General features: G+C 49.6%; 23 protein-coding genes and 1 tRNA gene. 14 read left to right on the top strand and 10 right to left on the bottom strand.

Annotated elements, in window-relative coordinates:
• Window positions 1-270 precede the first annotated feature (270 nt).
• The 4 genes from D8682_RS13550 (at window position 271) to D8682_RS13535 (ending at window position 3,912) form a co-directional block, all read left to right on the top strand.
• Window positions 271-900, top strand: a complete 630-nt coding sequence (locus tag D8682_RS13550; RefSeq protein WP_121814486.1) for a helix-turn-helix domain-containing protein — start codon at window positions 271-273, stop codon at window positions 898-900.
• Window positions 901-1,084: 184 nt separating this feature from the next.
• Complete coding sequence (ompA, locus tag D8682_RS13545) at window positions 1,085-2,137, top strand: porin OmpA (protein WP_121814485.1); 1,053 nt, start codon at window positions 1,085-1,087, stop codon at window positions 2,135-2,137.
• A 110-nt stretch (window positions 2,138-2,247) separates the two neighbouring features.
• Window positions 2,248-2,790, top strand: coding sequence for a YfaZ family outer membrane protein (locus D8682_RS13540; RefSeq protein ID WP_121814484.1), 543 nt, complete (start codon window positions 2,248-2,250; stop codon window positions 2,788-2,790).
• A 720-nt stretch (window positions 2,791-3,510) separates the two neighbouring features.
• The gene (locus D8682_RS13535; RefSeq protein ID WP_121814483.1) at window positions 3,511-3,912 is read left to right on the top strand and encodes a Spy/CpxP family protein refolding chaperone; all 402 of its coding nucleotides are present in this window, start codon (window positions 3,511-3,513) and stop codon (window positions 3,910-3,912) included.
• 249 nt (window positions 3,913-4,161) lie between these two features.
• Here the strand turns inward: D8682_RS13535 and D8682_RS13530 are convergent, their stop codons facing one another.
• Window positions 4,162-4,557 (bottom strand): hypothetical protein, encoded by a 396-nt coding sequence (locus tag D8682_RS13530; protein WP_064540944.1) that lies wholly within the window; start codon window positions 4,555-4,557, stop codon window positions 4,162-4,164.
• 136 nt (window positions 4,558-4,693) lie between these two features.
• Window positions 4,694-5,560, bottom strand: coding sequence for a glutathione-dependent disulfide-bond oxidoreductase (gene yghU, locus D8682_RS13525; protein WP_064540941.1), 867 nt, complete (start codon window positions 5,558-5,560; stop codon window positions 4,694-4,696).
• A gap of 193 nt (window positions 5,561-5,753) precedes the next feature.
• Between yghU and D8682_RS13520 the strand changes: the two genes are divergently transcribed.
• The 4 genes from D8682_RS13520 (at window position 5,754) to cspA (ending at window position 10,349) form a co-directional block, all read left to right on the top strand.
• A complete protein-coding gene (locus tag D8682_RS13520) occupies window positions 5,754-7,628 on the top strand; it encodes a bifunctional sugar phosphate isomerase/epimerase/4-hydroxyphenylpyruvate dioxygenase family protein (protein ID WP_121814482.1) in 1,875 nt (624 codons plus the stop codon).
• 67 nt (window positions 7,629-7,695) lie between these two features.
• Window positions 7,696-9,012, top strand: coding sequence for an MFS transporter (locus tag D8682_RS13515; RefSeq protein WP_121814481.1), 1,317 nt, complete (start codon window positions 7,696-7,698; stop codon window positions 9,010-9,012).
• Between the two features lie 2 nt (window positions 9,013-9,014).
• Window positions 9,015-9,851: a shikimate dehydrogenase gene (locus D8682_RS13510; protein ID WP_064540932.1), complete on the top strand. Its 837-nt coding sequence runs from the start codon at window positions 9,015-9,017 to the stop codon at window positions 9,849-9,851.
• Window positions 9,852-10,136: 285 nt separating this feature from the next.
• Window positions 10,137-10,349 (top strand): RNA chaperone/antiterminator CspA, encoded by a 213-nt coding sequence (gene cspA / locus D8682_RS13505; protein ID WP_064540929.1) that lies wholly within the window; start codon window positions 10,137-10,139, stop codon window positions 10,347-10,349.
• 80 nt (window positions 10,350-10,429) lie between these two features.
• On the opposite strand, the gene D8682_RS13500 is transcribed toward cspA, so the two are convergent.
• Window positions 10,430-11,530 (bottom strand): GGDEF domain-containing protein, encoded by a 1,101-nt coding sequence (locus D8682_RS13500; RefSeq protein WP_121814480.1) that lies wholly within the window; start codon window positions 11,528-11,530, stop codon window positions 10,430-10,432.
• 302 nt (window positions 11,531-11,832) lie between these two features.
• Here D8682_RS13500 and D8682_RS13495 point away from each other — a divergent pair, with 302 nt between their 5' ends.
• The 6 genes from D8682_RS13495 to yahO all read left to right on the top strand — a co-directional run bounded on the left by D8682_RS13495 (window position 11,833) and on the right by yahO (window position 17,462).
• Window positions 11,833-12,984 carry a BamA/TamA family outer membrane protein gene (locus tag D8682_RS13495; RefSeq protein WP_232887180.1) on the top strand — a complete coding sequence of 384 codons (1,152 nt, stop codon included), beginning with the start codon at window positions 11,833-11,835 and terminating at the stop codon, window positions 12,982-12,984.
• Between the two features lie 47 nt (window positions 12,985-13,031).
• Entirely contained in the window at window positions 13,032-14,009 is a 978-nt protein-coding gene (locus tag D8682_RS13490; protein ID WP_064540919.1) for a hypothetical protein, read from the top strand.
• Window positions 14,009-15,142 (top strand): BamA/TamA family outer membrane protein, encoded by a 1,134-nt coding sequence (locus D8682_RS13485; protein ID WP_064540916.1) that lies wholly within the window; start codon window positions 14,009-14,011, stop codon window positions 15,140-15,142. Before D8682_RS13490 ends, D8682_RS13485 begins: the two co-directional genes overlap by 1 nt.
• The gene (locus D8682_RS13480) at window positions 15,142-16,263 is read left to right on the top strand and encodes a DUF4056 domain-containing protein (RefSeq protein ID WP_121814479.1); all 1,122 of its coding nucleotides are present in this window, start codon (window positions 15,142-15,144) and stop codon (window positions 16,261-16,263) included. The genes D8682_RS13485 and D8682_RS13480 overlap by 1 nt, the downstream gene beginning before the upstream one ends.
• Window positions 16,264-16,347: 84 nt before the next feature.
• Window positions 16,348-16,806 (top strand): GNAT family N-acetyltransferase, encoded by a 459-nt coding sequence (locus D8682_RS13475; RefSeq protein ID WP_121814478.1) that lies wholly within the window; start codon window positions 16,348-16,350, stop codon window positions 16,804-16,806.
• A 386-nt stretch (window positions 16,807-17,192) separates the two neighbouring features.
• A complete protein-coding gene (gene yahO / locus D8682_RS13470) occupies window positions 17,193-17,462 on the top strand; it encodes a DUF1471 family periplasmic protein YahO (protein WP_064540898.1) in 270 nt (89 codons plus the stop codon).
• A 158-nt stretch (window positions 17,463-17,620) separates the two neighbouring features.
• Here the strand turns inward: yahO and D8682_RS13465 are convergent.
• The 7 genes from D8682_RS13465 to aspA all read right to left on the bottom strand — a co-directional run bounded on the left by D8682_RS13465 (window position 17,621) and on the right by aspA (window position 25,561).
• Window positions 17,621-17,696, bottom strand: a tRNA-Phe gene (locus D8682_RS13465).
• Window positions 17,697-17,811: 115 nt separating this feature from the next.
• Window positions 17,812-19,800 (bottom strand): DUF1176 domain-containing protein, encoded by a 1,989-nt coding sequence (locus D8682_RS13460; RefSeq protein ID WP_121814477.1) that lies wholly within the window; start codon window positions 19,798-19,800, stop codon window positions 17,812-17,814.
• A 68-nt stretch (window positions 19,801-19,868) separates the two neighbouring features.
• Window positions 19,869-20,471, bottom strand: coding sequence for a transcriptional regulator (locus D8682_RS13455; protein ID WP_232887176.1), 603 nt, complete (start codon window positions 20,469-20,471; stop codon window positions 19,869-19,871).
• 29 nt (window positions 20,472-20,500) lie between these two features.
• Window positions 20,501-22,312 carry a protein-disulfide reductase DsbD gene (locus tag D8682_RS13450; protein ID WP_121814476.1) on the bottom strand — a complete coding sequence of 604 codons (1,812 nt, stop codon included), beginning with the start codon at window positions 22,310-22,312 and terminating at the stop codon, window positions 20,501-20,503.
• On the bottom strand, window positions 22,288-22,611 hold the full coding sequence (gene cutA, locus D8682_RS13445; protein WP_121814475.1) for a divalent cation tolerance protein CutA: 324 nt from the start codon (window positions 22,609-22,611) through the stop codon (window positions 22,288-22,290). The genes D8682_RS13450 and cutA overlap by 25 nt, the downstream gene beginning before the upstream one ends.
• Window positions 22,612-22,710: 99 nt before the next feature.
• On the bottom strand, window positions 22,711-24,012 hold the full coding sequence (locus D8682_RS13440; protein WP_064540830.1) for an anaerobic C4-dicarboxylate transporter: 1,302 nt from the start codon (window positions 24,010-24,012) through the stop codon (window positions 22,711-22,713).
• 112 nt (window positions 24,013-24,124) lie between these two features.
• Window positions 24,125-25,561: an aspartate ammonia-lyase gene (gene aspA / locus D8682_RS13435; protein ID WP_064540828.1), complete on the bottom strand. Its 1,437-nt coding sequence runs from the start codon at window positions 25,559-25,561 to the stop codon at window positions 24,125-24,127.
• Between the last annotated feature and the right edge of the window lie 86 nt (window positions 25,562-25,647).

Genomic DNA, 25,647 nt, shown 5'->3' with positions numbered 1-25,647 from the left:
ACCACTTTTAATTTGTTTAAATTTAAATTTCTAGTGATTTTTTAATTGCACAAAACCAGAATAATGTGCAAGAGAAAAAATAAGAAATTACACTTCTTTTCATCACGAAAATGGTTGTAAATTTTTTTTTCAAAAAGGTGTTTTAGTTTTTCAATACATGATTGTATGTAAGCGTAAAAAGCTTCAGAGTAGTGCGCCCCCGCTAAGGTCTTTGGCGTGGTATATACTTCAAGGAACCTGCATGTATAGTGAGCCATCTCAGGAAAAAAAATGATTATACTTCCTCCCACACGACCAGAAGCCGCCATCCAGCGCCTGTTGACCGTCCTTGAGCCCTATGGAACACCCATGGAGATCATCCCCCGCAAGCGGATTAACTGGGAATATAAAGATGTCCCACAGTTCTACGTCTTCAAGAAAGGCGAAATTTCTGTGCTGCGCGCAACGGATGGTCTGGTTATTGCCACGGTCTCTGGTCAGAATTTGTTCGGTATTGCAGAAAGCATTCAGCCTTTGCGTAGCCATATTCTGCGTGCAGAAACCGAGTGTACCATGTTGCGTCTGGATGCCAGCCAGGCGCATGAAATAATAACTCAAGAAGGGTTGTGGAAAGATGTGGCGATCATTCTCGCTTATTACACAACCCATCTTTTCTATCGTGATTCCGTTGTCGTGCAGCAACGCACTTATTCCATTATTCGTGGTCATCTTATTGAGATGAATCGCTTGCCGGAAGAATCTCGATTAAGAACTTCAATTCTTGATTACATCCAGGAAAGAACGCACTTATCACGTAGCAGTATTCTGAATGTCATGTTTGCTTTAAAGAACGGCGGTTACATTGATATTCGACGTGGTGGTTATTTACTAGATGTCATCAATTTACCTGAAAAATTCTAAAGCAGGCTAATTATTGATGTGATGTTAGTTTTGTGGGGGAGTTTATGCAATGATTTTATCTAATCCTTTTTCATTTAAAAATAAATAAAGTTCAATTTCCTTCTGACGAGGAACATGAATAATATCCGTCGCTTGAATGTTAATACCATTGAGCAATTTCCCAGAAGCGACTTCAAGGATTATGATGAAAAAGACTCTTATTGCGTTAATCGCACTCAACGCCTTCACGGTAACGAACGCTAATGCCGCAGCCGATACCGATACTTGGTATGGCGGTGCTAAATTAGGTTGGTCACATTATTTCGATGGCAATGGTGACAATGACTTCAATGATAACGTGAGCAACGCGACCGACTTTGAAACCAGCAGCGACAATGTTGGCGGTGGTGTGTTCGCAGGTTATCAAATTAATCCGTGGTTGGCTGTTGAAGGCGGCTACGACTATCTCGGTAATATGCAGATTCAAGGCAACAACGGCGTAGCCGGTGCCAAAATGGGTTCTCAGGGCTTGCAGCTTTCTATGAAAGCAAGCTATGGCTTCACCGATAACTGGGATATCTATGGCCGTGCCGGTGGATTTGCATACCGTGCTGAAACTGAGCAAGATGGTGACTCCCAGTTTGAAACTGGTGTGCGCCCACTGGCCGCTGTCGGTACTGAATATGAGTTCAATGACAACTGGGCTGGCCGTCTGGAATACCAATGGGTTGGCAACGTGGGTAACTCTAACCAAATTGGCGTGAGCTCTGATGTCAGCACTGTGACTGCCGGTGTGGTTTACCGCTTTGGTGCCGAAGCCGCTCCAGTTGCAGCAGCGCCTGCAGCAGTAGAAGCGCCAGTAGAACCACAGCGTTTCAACCTGAAATCAGACGTGATGTTTGCCTTCAACTCTGCAGTGCTTTCTGCTGAAGGTGAAGCTGCGGTACGTGATCTCTATAACCGTCCAGAAATTCAGGCAGCTAAAGACAAAACCACTATGGTGATTGGCTTTACTGACCGTCTGGGTTCGCAAGACTACAACTTGGACCTGTCTGCTAAACGTGCACAAGCCGTTGCTAATGAACTGGTTCGTTTAGGTATGCCAGCTCAGAACGTCCAGGCTGAAGGCCGTGGGGCAAGTGAGCCAGTCACTGGAACAACCTGTGATGCAGTCACTGCGCGTCAAGAATTGATTAACTGCCTGGCACCAGATCGCCGTGTTGTTATCGAAATTGCCGGTGTAGCGCCACAGCAATAAGTCCCAACATGCAATTACAAAAATAGCAGTAACGTCCGTTTTGCCCGATGCCCTAGTGCCTATCGGGCTTTTTTTTGGTTCTGAAACCCTGAAGAATAAAGAGGAACGCGATGAAAAATTTAAAAATGGTTTGTCTGATCGTTGCAACACTGACCGCAGGTTCGGCAAGTGCGGTTTCATTTCATGGAGAGGCGGGTTCTAAATGGACCAACCTGGGTATGAGTTTTGGCGCCAATGAGCCTGGTTTTACCTTTAGCGGTAACTGGGCACATAACGATAATGACGGTGATGTTGCGAGCCTGGGACTGGGCTGGAATATCCCGTTGGGTTCGGTGCTGATTACCCTCGGCGGTAAAACGCTGTATCTGAACCCGGATGATAACGACGAAGGTTATGCCGTGGCAGTAGGGGGTGGTGCGCAGCTGCCACTGGGCGAAAATTTTACTCTATTTGGCGATGCTTATTTTTCACCTGATTCGCTCTCAAGTGGCGTAGCACAGTATGGCGAAGCGAACGCGGGTCTTCGCTGGAATGTTAACTCCACGTTTTCCGTTGATGGCGGGTACCGTTATGTTGGCATGGAAGGGAAAGATGGCCGCAGCGATAATATCTTAGCCGATGGCGCTTACGCTGGGGTTAATTTTAGTTTCTGATAAGTTTATTTTTGTACGGAAATTAGTTTGCTGGCGAAATGGTCACACACTACAATTATCACGTTGATACATCAAGCCTCATTGATATCGTCAATTCGAGTGATTCGATCCTTTAATATTGTTTGTGCATTTTGCTATGCCAATACAATAAGCCCGCCTGTCCGGCGGGTTTTTTTTATCTAAATATTAAAATTTATTTTTAAATAAAAAATATTTTGAATGCATGGAGTATTAACCTTATTCTGGCTTCAGCTCATAGGGATGTGGGCTATGTAAGCAGCTATCAAATAGTAAGCAGTACGAAGCCACACTATGGCAGCATAGTGTGGCTTTTTGATCTGTGGTTTTCTGTTAACGTGAAGAAATTAAAAATGTTTTTGTTACAGATAAATAGCGTGAAATGAATGTTCAATTTTTTTCATTTGTTCAGCGCACGGTTGCTATATATAAATAAGCGAAAGATTAATTATTGTGAACGGTATTAAGAGTGAAATCCAGGGTTTCAGTCCGGTTCTTTTAATAATGACTCATTGTAATAAAATGAAAATATAAAGGATGGCGAACTCCATATTGCATATATGCATTATTATAATGGTTTTTGTTAAAACATGATTAGTTTATTTAAAAATAAACGAGTAATGGTTTTCAATGTCATTCGATCTGCGTTAATAATACAGCTGTACTTTTTTTATTAATGCTTATTATTCCTAAGGGTGTCGAATGAAGAATATGTTTAAAATTGCCATGATGGCAACCGTACTGGCTTTTTCTGGTGTAGCTTCTGCATCCAACTCAACCGAAACACTGCCGCAGGATAACCTGGCACAGCAGTTAAAGCTGACACCAGAACAAATGAAGACGGTGAAGACACTGCGCGAAGATGCAGAAAAAGAGATCAGTAAAATTAATACTGACGCTTTAACCCAGGATGCCATTGTTCAGATGTTCCACACCGGCGTATGGGATGACACTGTGGCGAAGAAACAGCTGACCGCGATTAGCGATATTCAAGGCCAGGTGCGTTACCAGCGCGCGAAATATCTGTTTAATGTAAGCCGTGTGCTGACCACTGAACAAAAGCAGCAGTTGCAGCAGATGCTGATTGAGAAACAACTCTACTGATTGGAGTTGAATATGTCGGATGACGCTAGCGCTTATCCGACATACGCCAGATTAGGATTTTGTAGGGTGGATAGGCGTTAGCGTCATCCACCAATTAATGACAGAAATGTCAGACTTGGATTTTGTAGGGTGGATAAGCGTAAGCGTCATCCACCATTAACGCAGAAATGTCAGATTGGGATTTTGTAGGGTGGATAAGCGTAAGCGTCATCCACCATTAATGACAGAAATGTCAGACCAGGTATGTTCTCAGGAGTCTTTCTCGGTAAGCGGTTTTAATACCTTACCAATTTGTACTAAGCCATTCTTATTATTATCTTTCAGATAGATATTGTTCAGCTCACCAAACTCCTCGAGCCGTGTCAGCGCCTGAAACACGTTATCAATGCCATCCCGATTATCAAATACATCACCACTTTTCAGCTCATCCACTCGTGCCGATTTAATTTCAGCCGTCAGGCTAGCGATAGCTTGCTGATTGGTTTTGTGCAGGCTTTCTAATTCCGCAGGGTTACTATTCGCCGGGGCGGAAGGTGACGGGGTGGCGTGGAAGTCGAGAGTATTTAACGCTTCAACCTTATCATCGCCTGGTTGAGCACAACCGGCTAAAACGAAAGCGAATAAAAACAGGGATTTCTTGAACACGATATTTCCTTGCAGGTTGCTTACTATTTAACTCAGACGGCAACTTACCTGCACGGTTATCCGGAAACTATATTAAGTTTGTTTAAATTTGAACGATAAAAAAGGCAGGCCACCGTTGCAACCTGCCATCTGGATGTTATTTAACCAGTTTGTCTTCAGTACGCAAATCAAAGTCAGAGGCGTCGTGGCGTTCATGCAGCTGCTGCGACGGCTCTCCGAACGTGCGGTTCACAATACGCCCACGTTTCACTGCCGGGCGATTCGCCACTTCATCGGCCCAACGGACAAAGTTTTTGTATGAGCTGATGTCGAGGAATTCAGCAGACTCATATAACCCACCTTTTGCCAGGCTACCGTACCACGGCCATATCGCAATATCCGCAATCGTATACTCATCGCCCGCAATGAAACGATGTGTCGCCAACTGGCGGTCCAACACATCTAACTGGCGCTTGGTTTCCATGGCAAAGCGGTTGATGGCGTACTCAATTTTCACTGGCGCGTAATGATAGAAGTGGCCGAATCCACCGCCAAGATACGGAGCGGAACCTTGCAGCCAGAACAGCCAGTTCAGGGTTTCGGTGCGTGCCGCCAGCTCTTTTGGCAGGAAAAGACCGAACTTCTCCGCCAGATACAGCAAGATTGAGCCGGACTCAAACACGCGAATCGGCGGGGTGACCGAATGGTCCATTAGCGCCGGGATTTTCGAGTTCGGGTTCACATCCACAAAGCCGCTGGAGAACTGATCCCCTTCACCGATGCGAATCAAATGTGCGTCGTATTCGGCCGCGCTGACACCTGCCGCCAGCAGTTCTTCCAGCAGAATAGTGATCTTCTGCCCGTTCGGTGTGCCAAGAGAATAGAGCTGCAATGGATGCTTGCCGATGGGCAGAGTGCGTTCGTGTGTTGGGCCGGCAATCGGGCGATTGATGTTTGCAAAGGTGCCGCTGTCGCTTTTATTCCACGTCCATACTTTCGGTGGCTGATATTGATTATCTGACATGTTGTGTCTGCCTTTGGGTTGCCAGGGAGTGACTGAAAAGTGTAACTCCACTTTGTTTTGTTCGGTAATCGCCCGCTATTTTTTTTTACTTCCATAGGTGTGATCTGGGGTAACAATAAATTAACTATAAATTTGCAATATGAACCAAATGATACAACATTAGCCCAATTACCCCGAGCGACCAGGAGCCATCATGCAGCGTTCAATTGCAACCGTATCTATCTCTGGCACGTTGCCTGAAAAACTGGCCGCAATATCGGCTGCTGGTTTTGACGGCGTCGAAATCTTTGAAAATGACCTGCTTTACTACCCCGGTTCACCTGCGGATGTGCGCAAAATGGCCGCAGATTTGGGGCTGACTATCACGCTGTTTCAGCCGTTCCGCGATTTTGAAGGAGCCTCTCGCCCACAGTTTGCCAGCAACCTGGAACGTGCGCGGCGTAAATTTGCTCTGATGCACGAGCTGGGCTGCAACACCATGTTGCTGTGCAGCAATGTGGCTCCAGATTGTTCGCCGAGCCTTGATTTACAAGTCAGCGATTTAGCTCATCTTGCTGAACTTGCACAACAAAATGAAATTATCGTCGGCTACGAAGCATTGGCGTGGGGCACCCATGTAAACCGCTACCGTCAGGCGTGGGAGCGGGTAAAACAGGTTAACAGCCCAGCGTTGGGGCTGGTTCTGGACAGTTTCCATGTGCTGTCGCTCGGCGACCAGTTGATTAATCTCGACGATATTCCGCTTGATAAAATCACCTTCCTGCAACTGGCCGACGCCCCGCTGATGAAAATGGATGTGCTGGAGTGGAGCCGTCATTTCCGCTGCTTCCCAGGGCAGGGTGAATTGCCGGTGGTGGAATTTACCCGTTTGCTGACCGAAAAAGGCTACCGCGGCCCGTGGTCGCTGGAGATTTTCAATGACAACTTCCGCGCCACGCCGAACGCGCCAACGGCGAAGGATGGCTATCGTTCGCTGCTATGGCTGGAAGAACAAACCTGGAATGGCAACCCGCAAAGTGATGCACCACTGTTCCATAGCGCGCCGCAAGCCAGCTACCAGGGGATTGAATTTTTAGAGTTCGCCACTGACGCGCAAGATGCCACAGCACTTGGCGAAGCTCTGCAACCGCTAGGTTTCGCGCAGACCGGGACCCATCGTTCAAAAGATGTTTCGCTGTGGCGCAACGGTGGGGTGAACGTGATTATCAACCATCAGGCGCACAGTTGGGCGGACGAGTTTCATCGTCGCCACGGCGTGTCGTTGTGTGCCATGGCGTGGCGGGTGAAAGGGGCGGCGAATGTGCTGCAACGCGCACAAGATTATGGTTACCCGATCTGGCACGAAGAACACGGCCCGGACGAGCGTGCACTGGCAGCGATTTGCGCGCCAGACGGTAGCCTGATTTATTTAATAGAAGCGCCAGAGCAGGGCGAAAACGATATTTATCAGACCGATTTCACGCTGTCTGATTCAGTGAATACTGGCGTATTGCGCGGCATTGATCATCTGGCATTAGGCCTGGTGGAAGGTAGCCGCGATAACTGGATTATGTTCTTCCGTGCGGTATTTGGTTTCGAGCTGGATAACGAGCTTAGCGTACCGGACCCGTATGGCCTGGTCAGAAGCCAGGTGATGCACAGCCCGTGTCATTCGATTCGCCTGCCGCTGAATATGTCGCACAGCCTCGATACGCAAATCGCCCGTTCAGTGGCGAGTTATCAGGGAACCGGCCTGCAACATGCGGCATTTTCCTGCGATGATTTACCGGCGACAGTGGAAAGCCTGCAATCGCAAGGGCTGAAATTGCTGACGATCCCGGCCAACTATTATGACGATTTACTGGCGCGTTACGGCGCAAACAACGCGTTATTACAAGGACTTGAGCGCCTCGATATTCTTTACGAGCGTGATACACGCCAGCAGGAATTTTTGCACGCCTATACGCCACCGTTCCGCCCGGATCGTTTCTTCTTTGAATTGGTTGAGCGGCGCGGGGATTATCAACAATATGGTGCCACTAACGCGGCTGTTCGCCTGGCGGCAATGCAGATGCAGTCATTCGATTGATAACAATAAATGAACCTTAAGGTTCAATAAAACACCTGTAACCTATAAAATAATAGAGGAAGCAACCATGGCGAGTTATGGCCAGGGCGACATCGCCGCCCAGAAAACTGGTGTTGTAAAACGAACCCGTACCCGAATGGTGATTCTGACCCTTTTGGCTATCGGGACCATGATTAACTACCTGGACCGCACCGTTCTGGGTATTGCGGCACCGCAACTGAGTGCCGATCTCGGCATCGGTGCGGCCACCATGGGGATTGTCTTCTCGGCGTTTGCCTGGACTTATGCGGCCATGCAGATCCCCGGCGGCATCTTCCTTGATCGCTTCGGCAACAAAGTCACTTACGCGCTGGCACTGTTCTTCTGGTCGGCATTTACTTTATTCCACGGTTTGACGGTCGGGCTGAAAACGCTGTTGCTCTGCCGCTTAGGCCTTGGGATCAGTGAAGCGCCGTGTTTCCCTGTCAACAGCCGGGTGGTCGGCAAATGGTTCCCGCAGCATGAACGCGCCCGCGCTACGGCGGTGTATACCGTTGGTGAATATATCGGTCTGGCCGCGTTTGCTCCGCTGTTGTTCTTTATTATGGAAACCTTCGGCTGGCGTGCGCTGTTTATTACGGTGGGCGTGGTCGGCATTTTGTTTGTGCTGGTGTGGTGGCGTTTTTATCACGAGCCGCATGAGTCAAAAACCGCTAACTCGCTTGAACTGGAATACATCGGCCATGATGACAAAGAGGCTGAACCTGAGCCGAAGATGAATTTTAGCTGGGCGAACGTCGCAAGGCTGGTGAAATGCCGCCAGATCCTTGGCGCGGGGATTGGCCAGTTTGCCGGGAATACCACCTTAGTGTTTTTCCTGACCTGGTTCCCGACTTATCTTGCTACCGAGCGCCATATGCCGTGGCTGAAAGTGGGCTTCTTCGCGATTATGCCGTTCCTCGCTGCGGCAGTAGGCGTGATGTTTGGTGGCTGGGTTTCTGACCAAATTCTGAAACGCACCGGTTCGGTGAACATGGCCCGCAAACTGCCGATTATTGCTGGCCTGCTGATGGCGAGCCTGATTATTTCGGCGAACTGGATGCCGACTGACGCGCTGGTGATTACGGTGATGTCGGTGGCGTTCTTCGGGCAAGGCATGGTGGGACTTGGCTGGACGCTGATTTCTGATATGGCACCGAAGAACCTTGCGGGGCTGACGGGTGGCTTATTTAACTTTTGCTCAAACCTTGCGTCGATTATCACGCCGTTAATCGTTGGTTTTATCGTTGCAGCTACCGGTAACTTCTTCTACGCGTTGGTGTATATCGGCGGAGCGGCACTGCTGGGCGTGTTTGCCTATGTCTTTATTCTTGGCGATATCAAACGTATTGAGCTGGCGGATTAATCATGGAAATTAGTGGCAACACCCGTTTAATCGCCCATTTGGGCTACCCAACTACCACCTTCAAAGCGCCGATGATTTACAACCCGTGGTTTGAAGAACAAGGCATTGATATCAAAGTGGTGCCGATGGGGGTAAAGCCTGGTGATTATGCGCAACTGATTCCTTCTTTATTCAGCCTGACCAATATTGTTGGGGCGCTGGTGACGATGCCGCACAAAGTCTCGACCTGCGAGTTAGTCCACAGCCTGAGTCCGACGGCACAAATCGCCGGAGCCTGTAATGCTATTCGTCGCGAACCAGATGGCAGCCTGCGCGGCGATATGTTTGATGGCGACGGTTTTGTGCGCGGTGTGTTGCGCAAAGGGATTCAGGTTAAAGGCGCCAGCGCGTTGGTGGTGGGCAGTGGTGGCGTCGGTTCGGCTATCGCGGCGTCGCTGGCGGCGGCGGGCGTTGATAAGCTGGCGTTGTTTGATACCCGCCAGGCAAGCAGTGAAGAACTGGCGTCTCGTCTGCGTCGGCATTATCCGGCGCTCACGGTACTAACGGGGTTGCGCAACCCGCAGGCGTTTTCCATCGTCGTCAACGCAACACCGCTGGGCATGAATCCAGGTGATGAATTGCCCATCGACGTGGATGCGATAACACCGGGGAGTTTTGTTGGCGAAGTGGTGATGAAAAGTGAAATCACCCCATTTTTGAGTGCCGCAATGGAAAGAGACTGCCAGATTCAACCTGGTACCGATATGTTGTTTGAGATGATTCCGGCTTATATGGAATTTTTTGGCCTGCCAGAAGTCACGCCTCAAGCGCTGCGCAGAGTGGCGAAAATAGATTATTAACAATGGATTAGCTTCACATTGTGCCCCTGTTAAGCGAAGCGCTAAAACAGGGGTGTTTTAGCTCCAGAGCTGTGGACGGCTAAAATAATCCTTGTCATTCATCGCCTAAGCATGAGTTAATACGCCCCATCGGTTTGACGTACAGACCTTTAAAGCAACTTAGTAAAGCAGTCCTTCAAGAGTCATCCCTGGATACCCTTTGTCGTGTGCTCTTCTACCGCTTCATAAAATCTGTAAAGCATACCAAATCGCCGTAAGGCACACTTAATCCAAAAGGTAATACACATGTCTAACAAAATGACTGGTCTGGTAAAATGGTTCAACGCTGATAAAGGTTTCGGCTTCATCACTCCAGACGACGGTTCTAAAGACCTGTTCGTTCACTTCTCTGCAATCCAGAACGAAGGTTACAAATCTCTTGATGAAGGCCAGAAAGTTTCCTTCACCATCGAGAACGGCGCTAAAGGCCCAGCAGCTGGTAACGTAACTAGCCTGTAAGGTTAGCGTTAACTAAGCTCTAAAGAATTTAAAAACCCGCTTCGGCGGGTTTTTTCGTTTCTGGCGTTTTATTCGTTAACTCATTTCTCGTAACAGACACGATTCCTGCCGTTTTTCTTCGCCTTGTAAAGCTGCTGGTCGGCTTGTTCAACTAACATTTCCAGTGCCATTCCTTCGCGCCATTGCGCAATTCCCTGGCTGACAGTCAATACCGCCGAAACCCCAGAACCTTTATGCAGTATATGGGCATGGGCAATATTCTGCTGGATTCGCTGGCTGATGTTTTTCGCCTGGGAAATATCGTTGCAGACAGTTAACACCACAAACTCCTCGCCGCCAAAACGAAAGGCGCTGTCGGTCTCTTTGCGCAGGGATTGTTCGATGCAGCGTGACACATTGATCAGGCATTTATCGCCAGCCACATGCCCATATATATCGTTGTATTGTTTAAAGAAATCAATATCCAGCACTATCATAAACAGCTTTTTCTTGCTCTGCGCGAGCGTGCTGACGTGCTCTTCAAAGTAACGCGCCAGGCTCAGACGGTTATACAAACCGGTTAAGGCATCGTAGTGCGCTTGCTGAACCAGTTTTTTGATCAGGATATTTTTTTCATATTCGCTGCGCTGCACGCGCTGATACCACTCCAGCAAAATGTAGCGTGCAGAATAGATAACTAGCAGCATGATCAACGCACCGACGAATTGTGCGATGCTGAATTTACGCTGAAAGAAGAATTCGACATACAGCAAACACAAAACTAACGGGGCGGAGAACAGTAACAATAAGCGGCCAGAAATAAAGAAGGTGATGGTTGCGGGTAATAACAATGATACGGTCATCATCAGTGTGACAAGCGGGTTTTGGTAAAACTGGGTGAAGTTATACAACAAAACGGACCACAACAAACCAAAGGTCAGCACCACAAAGGGCAGGGCGTAGTGGTAAAAACCGTCGTTAATATTCTTCTTTATTTTTAGCGTAATCATCAGGTTTATTGCGGCTAACGCGATGATACAACCGCAAAGTATTTGCAACGGAAGCGGCAGGGTATCGAGATCGCTGCGATGAATACCGCGCAACAGCAACCAGGCGCAGAAGATAATATTCAGTGATAAAAACCACATGTAGCCTTTGGTGCTGGTGATGACACTTTCGCCCGTGCTGTGGTTAATATCCATTGATAAGCCTTATTTCATAAGTTTAATAAATGATACCGTGCTCTCCAGTGCGGTGCCACCCTTGAAATCCGCGGCTTCCAGGACCTTAACTTCGCACCACTTATCTTGAATATGCTTGATGCTGGTCTATGCTCAAATCAGTTATTAGGCGAGAGTGCGGTTTCTCGTGTAATTGAAAAATAAAACAAATTTCTCTCTTTACCAGGTGATGGTTATGACCAGGGCGCTGCTGTTTCTTCTGGCATGGACAACGTTGTATACCTCCTGCTTGCGGCACCCGCCGTGCAGCCGGATAAACTGCTATGAATAAATCCACGTATTCGCTGGCGGCGGTGCTCTCGCTCGGGTTGTGGCAGCCCACGGACGCCCACGCCGCAGGGTTAATTGACCCAACCGACGGTATGCTCGATATGAGCGAGTACCTGCGTGATAACCGCTACGGGTTTCTGCCGATTCCGGTGGTGATCACCGAACCGGCAGTCGGTTATGGCGGTGGGTTATTTGGCCTTTTCCTGCACGACTCTGCTGACGGTCAACCTGGGCATACCCGTCCGGACGGGCGATCCATCCCGCCAGCGATGTCAGCATTCGGTGGTGGAGCGACACAAAACGGCACCTGGTTTGTCGGCGGTGGGCATCGCCACACCTGGAACAATGACGGCATTCGCTATCTGGTTGCCCTCGGCTATGCCAATGTAAATATTGACATTTATTCAGGCGATATCGCAGGTTTTGACAACGGAAAAGGCATTAGTACCCAAACAAGAGGGTACGGAGGTATGCAAAAATTACTGTTCCGCGTTGCAGATACTCCGTTTTTCGTTGGTGGTTCGCAATTCTATGCAAATATGGAAATATCGGCCGATAACAAGCTTATTGACCGTACCTTTCAACGTGTTCTTGGCGAGCAAAGCACCACTTCCGGTGTTGGCTTGCTGATGGAATATGACACGACGGATAACTTCTTTTATCCACGCAATGGCTTGTCGGTTACCGGCGAATACCAGTTTTACTCCAGCTTTCTCGGTGGCGATTACCGATACGACATGCTGACGCTTGATGGCAAATATTTCCAACCGCTAAGCCGTGATTTTACCCTCGCGCTGGCGGGTAATTATCAATCGCTTTCGAACCATGACAGCCATTTGCCACCTATGGCGCGGCCATACATCAAATTGCGAGGCATCTCGCAATATCGCTATCAAGGGGATTATGTCGGGACCGTGCAAACGCAACTCGAATGGCAGATGACGCCGCGCTGGGTATTGCAGGGTTTTGTCGGTGCCGGTAGTGCCAGCAACGATGCTGACGATCTTTTCCATACCGCGGAAGTGGCCTGGGGCGGTGGGTTCCGTTATCTCATCGCCCGCGAATTTGGTCTGCATACTGGGATTGATGTGGCGTTTAGCGACAACGAACAAGCGGTCTATTTCAATGTGGGGGCGGGGCTGTAGAAGGATTTTGCCGCCTGACTGACCAAGTAAAATTTAAAGAGAACGCAATGAAAACAAAATTAAAAGGTATACAGCAGTGCCGGGTATTTGCGCTTCCGCTGCTGTTTTTATCAGGTGCAGCCTTTGGCGCATCCACGGACACCACGACCAGTGATAGCAGCACATTTCCTATCTGGGGAGATGAAGCCCGAGCGCGCGGATATTCCATCCCGCTGCCGTTTGGCGTGAATCTCAGTTATATGAACATCCGCCAGAATGTGGATGTAGACAGCATTACTTTCTCCGGCCTTAAACTGGGCCAGCATGCTATTCCCAGCGACATGTTTAATATCGATGTCGGCCACACGCGCGAGCGCAGTAACAGTGAAAACCTGCGCATGGATATGTGGGTATTCCCGTTTCTGAATATTTACGGGCTGGTGGGGTACACCAAAGGTTCATCGGTTTCCAACGTTTCGGTTGATGCGGATCCGTCGCTGTATACCGGGATTGATCGCCTTATTGCTGCTTCGGTTCATCGCCTGAATCAAAGCGGTGACTTGCAGAATATTGATTTCACGCTCGATTTCGAAGGCATGACCTACGGAACGGGTTTTACGCTGGCGGGTGGCTATAAAAACTGGTTTACGCTGGTGGACACCAACTACACGCGTACCGATTTCGATATTCTGGATGGTAAAATTTCGGCGCTGACGGTTTCACCACGCGTTGGTTATCGTTTTGATATGCCACAAATTTCCGGGCCGTCGCACTTGAGCATCTGGGTTGGGGCGATGTACCAGGACGTGCAGCAGGAGTTTAAGGGGAATCTCTCTGACCTGCATATGCCAGCTTCGCTTCAGCCGCTGATAAGCGCGGTGAACCAGGATAACCAGGGGCGTTTCGATGTTAAGCAGCATCTCACCTCGCCGTGGAATACGCTGATCGGTGCGCAATATGAAATCACGCAAAACTTTAATGTGCTGACAGAAATTGGTTTTAATGAGCGTAATAGCTTCTTCCTGGCAGGTGAATACCGATTCTGATGAACACAAGCAGCGCGCTATTTTTGGGGTTGTTAAGCCTGATGTTGATACCGACCGCCACTGAAGCCATGACGCGCGAAGAGATTGACGGTTTTCTGGGTAAGTTGGGGGCGGATAATCAATACGACCCAAGCAAGGGCATTAACTGGAGCGTGCTGCCAGGGCCGTTTTATACCCCGGAGTTGAAGCTTGGCCTCGGGACGGCGGTGGCGGGTGTTTACCGCGTTGATCCTCATGACCGTGTGACGCAAAACTCGTCGCTATCGTTAACCGGGTTTGTCAGCACCAGCGGGGCGCTGGGGCTGGGCATGAAAAACTACACGTTTTTCACCGGTGACGAGTGGCGGTTGTTTATCGACGGATCGCTGGCAAAAATTCCCACTGGATTTTGGGGGATTGGCTACGATGCGGCGCAAGGTAACGAGCAGAAATACACCCAGCAGTCGTTCAGCCTCCATCCCCAGATCATGCGTCAGGTGGTGGATAACTTGTATGCCGGCGTGGGTTGGGATTTTTCGAACTACAAAGCCGACAACATTGATGATCCGCATCCAGGCGATAACTTTTCGAGTTACAACGCGGGTGGCAGCACGCTGAGTTCCGGCGTGACGGCGACCATTAATTACGATTCGCGCGATGTGATCACTCGTCCACAACACGGTCAGTTTTTCAGTGCTGAATACAGCGTTTTTGATCCAGCATTCGGCTCGGACACGCACTTCACCGCTCTGCAACTGCAATACAATTATTATCTTCCGCTTAGCGATCAGGATGTTCTGGCGTTCGATCTTTGGGGGCGCTTCACCCGTGGTGATGTGCCGTGGGATCGTTTATCTCAGGCGGGGGACGACAACCGGATGCGCGGTTACTATCAGGGGCGCTATCGCGATAAAGACGTGGTCAGCACACAAGTGGAATACCGCAAAAAACTCAACTGGCGACACGGCTATGTTTTATGGGTCGGTGCAGGGGCGTTGGGTGACAGCCCGCATAATTTGTCAGATAACCCGCTGTTGCCCACTATTGGCGCGGGTTATCGCTTTGAAGTTAAGCCAGACATGAATATCCGTCTCGATCTGGGATTTGGCAAAGAAAGTACCGGTTTTTATTTTCAAGTTGCGGAGGCATTTTAATGCGCGCCTGGATTTTTACTCTGTTGCTCGGTGCCGCCTGCGTGAGCGCAAGTGCTGCCGCAGCATCAACAGATTTTCTACCCATCGAACAGGCGCGGCGCGTGTGGCCTGTTGCTCAGGAGCTTACCGCCCCAGAATCTTTGCGGCCTTGCTGTGCGTTTGGTTATGACCTGCAAGTGCGCGCCGTGGGTGTGCCAATTCCGGTCTACCAGATTGGTAATATTCTGACGCTCGCGACGCTTGGCAATCATCGTTATAACGACAGTGCACTAGGGGCAGTCAAAAATATCGTCGGTCTGAGCGAGGAGAAAAGCGGCCTGATTTATACCCGTCACGGCGGTTTTATCGATATCGCCCACGTCCGTGATACCGCCGATAACACCTTCTATCTTTTCACGCAGATTTATTCGCGTCTCGGCCAGGACTGGCGGCTATTCTACAGTGAAGAGTTGGGGGTCAGGCGCATTCAACTGCATGCGTTTACTCCACCGGCCTCGATGTCGGAACGCTACACGATTGCTGCGTGGCTTGCGGGGCATCTCGCATTTCAGCTCGCGCAATGGCATGAGATTGCCCAGTGGTACGGCTTCGAGTCTGTGCCGGGGTTTCCTGAGGAGATATCTGCGTTCTCACCCGAAGATCTCTACTCCAATCTATTGGGGGCAAGGCTTGCGATTAACGTGATTCTGCATGGCCAGGCGGGGTCGATTGACTCCTACGACTCCGCAATAGACAAAGCGTTGCACAAGGCGCTGGTGCAGTTGGGAGCCGTCTCCAAAGCAGAGACAGAAAGAGAGTTTCGTGAAGTGGACGGCAGTTGGTGGAACAGCAAACGCCGGGTGCCGGATAAGTTTTTGGTGCTTAACCGTAATTACGATTTGAGTGAGAACCGCTATCCAACTCCAGTCCCGTTTGAAAGGGCGGAACCTTATCGCCTGGTGATGCCTGTCACCGTCGCGGGCGCTATGCTGAGCGAGCTTGGGGAACTGCAAATTCATACCGGGAGCGATATGCGTGGCCTGAAAGCGCCGGAAACATTTTATGTCCCCTCGCAATTCCCGGAGCTGGCTGAACAGGCTAAATTCGCTGACCAGATACAGCTCCAGCAGATGAAGAAATGAGGTCATAAGTAATCGTTATTGGACGAACGTCAGCGAGTCCGCTTTGATGTTGCAAATATGTTAGTAACATTTTGAAGGTTAAACATGTTCACCATTAAAATCGACGATTTGTCCCATCACGCGGTACAGACATTAGTGGCTTACCATATTTCCGGCATGCTGGAACAATCGCCACCGGAAAGCAGCCATGCGCTGGATGTGCAAAAACTCCGTGACCCCACCGTGACATTCTGGTCGGCGTGGGAAGGGGAGCAACTAGCCGGCATTGGCGCGTTGAAAATGCTCGATGGCAGCCACGGTGAGCTGAAATCAATGCGCACTGCGACTGAATTTTTGCGCCGTGGCGTGGCGAATCAGTTTTTAGTACATATTTTGCAAGTCGCGCGCGAAAGGGGTTTGCAACGTATCAGCTTAGAAACGGGCACCCAGCCAGGATTTGCCGCCTGCTACCAACTCTATCTCAAGCATGGCTTTGTCGATTGCCAACCCTTTGCCGATTACCAGCTCGACCCGAATAGCCGCTTTATGACATTGGTGTTGTGAGTGGATGCACCCTGAGCCTGCCGGTGATGGAAAGACTGGCAGGATAATTCCGCACAGCATTTACCCTCAGTTATTTACTCCTTATAAAATAATTCATCTGTTAATCAATTCCTCTTTTATATCCACCGTACATATTACGTATTGGCGCCTGATTAGCGGGGGTGTGGCATCGCTATTCTTTAAATAGGCAAATAATCATGAAACTTCCTAATCTTCACTGGCTATGACGGAGATCCCATAATCATTAAACGATAATGATGTATCAATCTTGTGAGTGATGAATCATGATAAAGTTATCCATGCAAACTATATGTGTTTATAGAAATTTGGTTGTTTTTATTATTTTTACTCATGACTATCAGTGACATACTCAAAAGGAAAGAAAGATGAAAAGAATCATTTTAGGCATGGTTGCTTGTACATTCACGTTCAGTTCATTTGCTGCAGAAATGATGTCGCAAAAAGATTTTGAGAAGGTGAAAGATCAGTATGTCGAAGTTGGAAATATCTCTACTTCGGGTGAAACCAGTACTGCTGATGCGAAAGCTGAGTTGTCAAAAAAGGCTGATGAGAAAGGCGGTGATATTTATGTGCTGACATCAGGGAATACCAATAATAAAATACATGGAAACGCAGTGGTCTATAAGAAGAAATAACGTTTCAGCACAGCATCAGCCGTTTATGGTTGATGCTGTTTTTTTTTTGTAGTGGTCATGGGATCGGATAAAAACGTTGGCAAGGTTTTTGAACAGCGCTTGCAGTGGTTAATCCCCAGAAAGCAAAAAACCCGCCATAGGCGGGTTCTTCTAAATAGTGGTGCCCGGACTCGGAATCGAACCAAGGACACGGGGATTTTCAATCCCCTGCTCTACCGACTGAGCTATCCGGGCAACGGGGCGCATTAAACCGTAATCTGCATACCCCGTCAACCAAATTTCACATTTTACCGTTCGGTTGCTTAACTTTGCGGCAAACTCTGCTTTTTGGGCATTTTTTTGCTTAAAATCACAGCACGCCGTTGTCGCCTGCTCGTGCCTTCCAGCCGCTTTTCACTGAAGTGACATGGCGTAAACCTGAAATATAATATCCGTTAACGCTCTCTTCACCTTCTCTTGGGGAACTGATCGCGATCTCAGCATCGACGCCTTTATTGTAGCTACCGTGATGGCTGGCTACGGTGCCGATATAGCATTTTTCATTCAGCCAGACTGGGATGTAGGCGACGCTCTCAAAAGCGTAGTGCAGGGGGACACCCCGGTGGTAACTTTCCGCTTCTTTAGCTGATGTGCCGGGTGGAATAGGGCAAATTGGTGGGACTTTCTGGTCAGCAGCCATATCCTTCAGAAGATGGTCCTGCATGGTATCAAGCGACTTTAATAATCTGGCCTTGTCTTTGTCACTTAGCGCAGGTGTCTTCGGTTGATTTTCTTCGGATGAGCCGATGGTATCCAGTGTGTAGCGATAGCGGATGGTGACAGCAGGGGTTTTGTCATCAACGCTAAACGGGCGCAACAAGTAAAGATTGTCTTCACCAAACTGCCCGTTGAACCAAAGAGCGTAAACCTGGCCGTTGATGCGCACCCATTCGCTCCACTGGTTCGCTCCGCGCCCGTTTTCTGAGAAAAAGGGCCCAAAACCGTCGTGACTTGAACGGTCAGCTCGAGGGTTGTAGAACGAATTCTCACCGCGCTTTAAAACTCCGGTGTAACTATATAATCCCGTACCGCCCACGTAGCTGTTGATAATGAGATCTCGTTTGCCATCGCCATCCATATCAAGCAGCGTGAAGTTAATACTGCCATCTTCCGACTCCACCATGACGGGGCTGCGTAAAAATGCCTGCCATTCGTCGTCACTTATCTCTGCTGAGGGTTTGGTTTTTGACGGTGTAGCATCTTCAACAGTGGAAAGTTCAAATTTGGTGACTTCGCCGGTTAATGTGAATTGATTGGCAAGTTTAGTGAGGGTTAATTCAGGATCGGTTTTTTTCAGGTCGGTCACCGCCTGGTAAAGCTTCTGTAACGCGGCTTTGTCGGTATCTACGTCGTGTTGGGTACGTACTCTGCTGACGAACGTAGGTAGAGTCCAGGCGCCGTTGTGGCCACCACTACGGTATTGATCCCGCAGGAGAAACTGCTTACCGTTCCAGACCCATATTTGTATTGGGCCACTGAGCCGGGCTATTTCGCCATTTTCATATTTACTGGCATCGTGGGTGATCAATTCTGGGCGAGCGGTAAGGGTATTGTCGGTCAGCCACAAGGCAAAGCGGGAACTATCAAAGCATTCGGTTTTAATCAGTGCATGATTCTTATCGACAGGAATGCGGTAATACGTTCGCGTTTGTTCATCCGCAATTTCACGGCATTGCATCTCAGGAGTGAGTTTTAGCTGAGGCGCTATTTTTTGTAATTGCGTGGTAGTCAAAGGTACTGTGTCTGGATCCGGGATAACGGGTTGGCTGATGATAAGCGGGGCAGGTTTAGCCAGTAATACATTGTCGGTATTTTCATTGCCGGGATGAAGCATGGCATTGGAAGTATTGGTGGTTTTTTGGAATTCATCCATCTTCAGCAACACGGCATTGGAACCTGCTGATGAGAGCGGGATACGCTTTCCGCCAGATTCGAATTCTATGGTGTTGTCCTGGCTCAACGCGGTCAAAAACGCGTCCCGGGCGGTAAATTGGATGGAAAAACTTCCGTCTGAAAGAGGGGTTAACTCGCCTTTCTGTTCACCATCTATAAAAAGCGTGGCGGATGATGCCGTGGGTTGTGCGAAGGTGACTTCAACTTTTGCGCTGGTTTCGCGACCGGCAACCCGCGTTAATAAGACGCTTACCAAATCGCGGCTGTATCCTGCCGCCCGACAGGTGCCGGTATTGTCGCAGGAAACTTGCCAGTCTTTATGTTCGAAAGATAATCCGGTTAACGGTGCGGCAAAAAGCTGAGTTGAAAACAGGCCAGCGCAGGCCAGCCAGGTCAGATGACGCATATAATTCCCTTTAACATGTGAATGTTGCCGAAATTATATGCGTTTAGTGGACGATTAGGATATCTAAATCAGGTCAACGCTCCACCTTGTCGGCATTGCGCAAAGCGCAGAATATCTTCAGCAAGACGGCGAGCGGTTTCGATGTCTGTCTGGCTGCGTTTCACCAGTAAACGGCTCAGGCAACCTTCCAGTACCAGCTCCATTTGATGAGCTACCATCGTTGGGTCATCCACTTCCAGCTGCGTAAGCAGTTGATGGCTGAATTCCCAGGCCGCTTTTTTCTGCTGATCCGCTAACTGGTGAATCGGGTGTGAGGCGTCTGGATAGAAGGTGCAGGCCGCGATAAACAGGCAGCCTGGATAGCGCTGTTTGTTGACACATTCAGTCAACGCTTCGTAGCGCTTCAACAACTTTTGTTCAAGCGACAGCTCATCGTTAAGCGTGAGCTGGCGTCGCCAGACATCAACTTGCTGGCTCAAATAACGCAGCGCGTCATAGAGCAACGCTTCACTGTCAGGCCAGAATTTACTGATTTCTTTTATCGGATAGTCTGCTTCATTGGCGACCATCTCAAGTGTGGTGCTGGCAATCCCCTCACGTTCAAGAACGCCCAGGGCATGCTCTAATACTGTTTCGCGTTGCACGGTATTTTCCTCCCCTCCGTCGTTCATTCAACGGTTTGTCCCATAAGTAGTGTTATTTACGGCGCCAGATTCTGCAAATGCGTACTAAAGGTGTCTGCATCCATAAAACCGGTAACGCGTGCGCCAGTCTGCTCATGGCCTTGTCCATCAAAGAACAAAATCGTTGGCAGTCCTAAAACCTGTAAATGCTTTAACAGGGCGACATCCTGCGCGTTATTGGCAGTGACATCAGCCTGCAATAAAACAGTATTTGCCAGGTGTTTTTGCACTTTCGGATCGCTAAAAGTGTATTTCTCAAATTCTTTGCAGGCCACACACCAGTCGGCGTACAAATCGAGCATCACCGGTTGGCCTTTGGCATTGGCGAGTGCTGCGTCGAGCTGTTCAACGTTGGTAATCTTTGTGAAATTAATATGTGCCTGGTTTGCGGCGACGGAGGTGCCAAATGCCCAGTCTTGCAGCGGGCGAGCACAGACCAGCGCCGCACCGAGCAGGATTATCTGCACGATACGCATCCATGATTTGCTGGCTTGCAGGCTGGTGATAAACGCCCAGCTAAAGAACGCTACGCCGAGTAATCCCCACAAACGAATCCCCCATGTCTCTCCCAGTATGCGTTCCAGCAGGAATACTGGTAGTGCGAGGATCACAAAACCAAAAGCCGTTTTGACTGTTTCCATCCACGGGCCGCTTTTTGGCAGCAGGCGGTTGCCAAAAACAGTGATCAGCATCAGCGGCAGGCCCATGCCCAGCGCATAGAGATACAGCGTGCCACCACCCAGCCACAGGTTCCCGCTTTGGGCGATGTACAGCAGAATGGCGCTCAGCGGCGCGGTGGTGCAGGGAGAGCAAATCAATCCGGCTAATGCGCCCATCGCAAATACGCCACCTGCGGAACCCCCTTGTTGGCGATTACTCATTAGCGTCAGGCGGGTTTGCAGCGAGGACGGCAGTTGCAGGGTGAATAACCCGAACATCGACGCGGCGAGCAACACAAACAGTGCAGACAGGCCGATCAGCACATAAGGATGTTGAAGTGTGGCCTGGAATTGCAGCCCGGCGGCGGCAACCACCAGACCCAATGCGGTGTAGGTCAGCGCCATACCTTGTACGTAGACAAAGGTTAGCAGCAGCGCGCGGGTGGTGGATAAACGCTGTTTACCGCCGAGCACGATGCCGGAAATCAGCGGGTACATTGGCAGCACGCAAGGCGTGAAGGCGATGCCGATGCCGATTAAGAATGCCCACAGTGCGGAGAAGGGCAGTTGGGTTGGGGCGGTGTTGTCTGTACCCCTCACCCCGGCCCTCTCCCCAGGGGAGAGGGAGGAAGGCGGTTCCGCGGTAGGCGCAGGGGAGAGGGAGGAAGACGGTTCTGAGTCGGCACTGGTTTGTCCCCTCTCCTGGGGGAGAGGGTTAGGGTGAGGGCGTCCCTCAGCCGATACAACCACTTCACTCAGCGGCACCACACGTGTCTCCGGCGGGTAACAAAAGCCCGCTTCGGCACAGCCCTGATAAGTCACGCTGATAGTCGCGCCTTTGGCCGCAGATTGAACGATGACGGGCAGATTGAGCTGTTGAGTGTAAATCTCGGTCTTACCGTAGAACTCGTCCTCATGCCAGCTGCCTTTTGGTAATTCCAGCGGGGTGAGTTCGGCCTGAGTCGGGTTGAGTTTGATTTGCTGGCGATAAAGGTAGTAGCCCGGTTTTATCTGCCAGTTGAGGTTAAGCTGGTTTCCAGACTGCTGAAAATCGAACGCAAAAGCCTGATCGACAGGAACAAATTGGGATTTGCTCTGGTTATCGAACAGACCTGCAAAAGCGTGAGTGCTGAATAGCGCAAAGATTAGCGCAAAGATGCGTAGAGCCATGAGAGGTAATCACTATCTCCGTGGGTAACTGGCAGAACCAGTAATTCAGGGGTTTGGTATGGGTGATGCGATTTGAGACACGCGATCAAGGCTTCTTGATGGTCGATATCGCTTTTGAGCAACATCTGCACCTCATACTCCTGTTCCATTTTTCCCTCCCAGTAATACAACGAAGTGGCACCGGGCAATATTGTGACGCAGGCTGCTAGTTTTTCAGCCAGCATTAGGGCTGCGAGTTCCTGAGCGGTGGCTTCGTCTGGGGCAGTACAAAGGATGACAACAGCCTGAGTGTTCGGCATAGCTAACCTCGTATCCGGGGGAAACAGCGGTTGACTATAGCACGGTGAAGCGGGGGGAGGTGTTAAACGGGCCGCTGTACGACCCGTGTTTTGAAAGATTTACAGAACCAAACCACCGACGATAAAGCCGAGGATGACGCACAACGTAATGGCGATAACGCCAGGAACCAGGAACGCGTGGTTAAACACGTACTTACCAATTCGTGTTGAGCCGGTGTCGTCCATTTCCACCGCCGCCAACAAGGTTGGGTAGGTCGGCAAGACGAACAACGCAGATACCGCAGCGAACGAAGCGATAGCGGTCAGTGGGCTCACGCCGAGCATCAGCGCCGCTGGCATCAATGCTTTGGTGGTCGCCGCTTGGGAGTAGAGCAGTGTGGCGGCGAAGAACAGCACTACCGCTAACAACCACGGATAGCTTTGTAGTAAGTCGCCTGCAACGGCCTGAATATCCTGAATATGGTTTTTGACGAAGGTATCACCCAGCCATGCCACACCCAGCACACAGATACAGGCACTCATACCCGATTTGAAGGTGCTGGCATTAAGGATTTCGCCAGTATCAATTTTACAGGTGACGCAGATAAGCGTGGCGATGGTCAGCATGAACACCACAATCGCTTCGTTACGCGGCAGGATTGGGTTTTGAATCAGGCCAACGGTATCGCTGATGGCAGTGGCGTAGAACATCACGGCGACAATGCCGATCAGGAACAGCAGCACAGAGCGTTTAGCGTGTGGCTTCAGCACAAACACGCTGCTGCCACGCAGTTTCACTTCACCTTTGGCGAGGCGTTCCTGGTAAACCGGATCGTCTTTCAGTTCGCAACCGAGGAAGTTACAAACAATCGCTGTCAGCATGACGGCAACCAGCGTCACAGGAATACAGATGCCGAGCAATGTCAGATAGCTGATGCCCATTGGCTCAAGGATGCCAGAGAAGAACACCACCGCTGCAGAAATCGGCGAGGCGGTAATGGCAATTTGCGAAGCGACAACCGCGATAGACAGTGGACGCGATGGGCGAATCCCTTGCTCTTTCGCGACTTCAGTAATCACCGGCAGCGTGGAGAACGCGGTGTGGCCTGTTCCCGCAAGAATGGTCATAAACCAGGTGACCAACGGGGCGAGGAAGGTGATGTATTTAGGATGGCGACGCAGTAGTTTTTCTGCAAGGCTGACCAGATAGTCCATTCCCCCGGCCACCTGCATGGCGGCAATTGCGGCAATAACTGCCATGATAATTTCGATAACATCGAACGGAATCGCACCAGGTTTAACTTGAAAAACAAGAGTTAAAATCAGTACGCCAAAACCGCCAGCAAAGCCAATGCCTATGCCGCCGAGTCTGGCTCCGAGATATATCGCTAACAGCACGATAACGAGTTCTGCTCCAAACATAACTGCCTTCCTTGTGTTTGATTATTTGATAATTATATGTTGTGTTTTTGTTGAACGTACAAATGAAAAAGGCACGTCCAATGGACGTGCCTTTTATTAACACCTGTTAAGACTACTGTTCATTTTCATCGGTATAACGTTTCGCTTTATAAACTGGGTGCATCAGGTTGTTAATAGAGAAAATATCATCCAGCTCGGCTTCGGTGAGTAACCCGCGCTCCAGCACGACTTCACGCACGCTCTTGCCAGTTTCAGCACAAATCTTCCCTACGATATCGCCATTATGGTGGCCAATGAACGGGTTCAGATAAGTCACGATACCAATCGAGTTGTAGACGTAGCTTTCGCAGACTTCTTTGTTCGCGGTAATGCCGTTGATGCATTTTTCCAGCAGATTGTAGCAAGCGTTAGTCAGAATGTGGATAGATTCGAACATTGCCTGGCCAATCACTGGCTCCATCACGTTCAACTGCAACTGACCTGCTTCGGAAGCCATGGTGACGGTGATGTCGTTGCCAATGACTTTGAAGCAAACCTGGTTAACCACTTCTGGAATTACCGGGTTTACTTTCGCAGGCATAATAGAAGAGCCGGCTTGCAGTTCTGGCAGGTTGATTTCGTTCAGACCAGAGCGCGGGCCGGAAGATAGCAGGCGAAGGTCATTACAGATCTTCGACAATTTCACTGCCAGGCGTTTCAGCGAGCTGTGAACCATCACGTATGCGCCACAGTCAGACGTCGCTTCAATCAAGTCTTCAGCCGGAACACAGGCCAGGTTGCTGACTTCAGCCAGTTTCTGCACAGCCAGTTGCTGGTAACCTTCTGGGGTGTTCAGACGAGTCCCGATGGCGGTCGCACCAAGGTTAACTTCCAGCAGTAATTCTGCAGTACGCAGCAGATTGCGGGTTTCTTCAGTCAACAGGACGTTGAACGCATGGAATTCCTGGCCCAGCGTCATCGGCACGGCATCCTGCAACTGGGTACGACCCATTTTCAGGACGTTTTCGAACTCAACCGCTTTGTTCTGGAAGCCGTCGCCTAATTGATTGATTGCATCAATCAGTTTCACAATAGAGGCGTACACCGCGATGCGGAAACCGGTTGGGTAAGCATCGTTGGTGGACTGGCATTTGTTGACATGGTCGTTCGGGTTCAGGTACTGGTACTCACCTTTCTGGTGGCCCATCAGCTCAAGCCCAATGTTGGCGAGCACTTCGTTGGTATTCATGTTAACGGAAGTACCGGCACCGCCCTGGTAAACGTCCACCGGGAATTGGTCCATACATTTGCCGTTATTCAGAACTTCATCGCAAGCCTGGATAATGGTGTTCGCGATGCTTTTCGGAATGGTTTGCAACTCCTTGTTCGCCATTGCCGCTGCTTTCTTAACCATTACCATACCACGTACAAATTCAGGTATGTCACTGATTTTGCTGTTGCTTATGTAGAAGTTTTCAATCGCTCTCAGAGTATGAACACCATAATAGGCATCCGCTGGCACTTCCCTGGTACCCAACAAATCTTCTTCGATACGAATGTTATTTAACATGTGAACCTTCTTAATTAAAGCTGCCATTGATTGATCATTGCACGAACAGGATCTTTGGTCGTGCGATGAATAGACCGACGATTATG

This window comes from Buttiauxella sp. 3AFRM03, assembly GCF_003675305.1.
Classification (GTDB): domain Bacteria; phylum Pseudomonadota; class Gammaproteobacteria; order Enterobacterales; family Enterobacteriaceae; genus Buttiauxella; species Buttiauxella ferragutiae.
The sequence above is the reverse complement of the archived record's forward strand: the minus strand, read 5'-3'. Positions and strand labels throughout refer to the sequence as shown.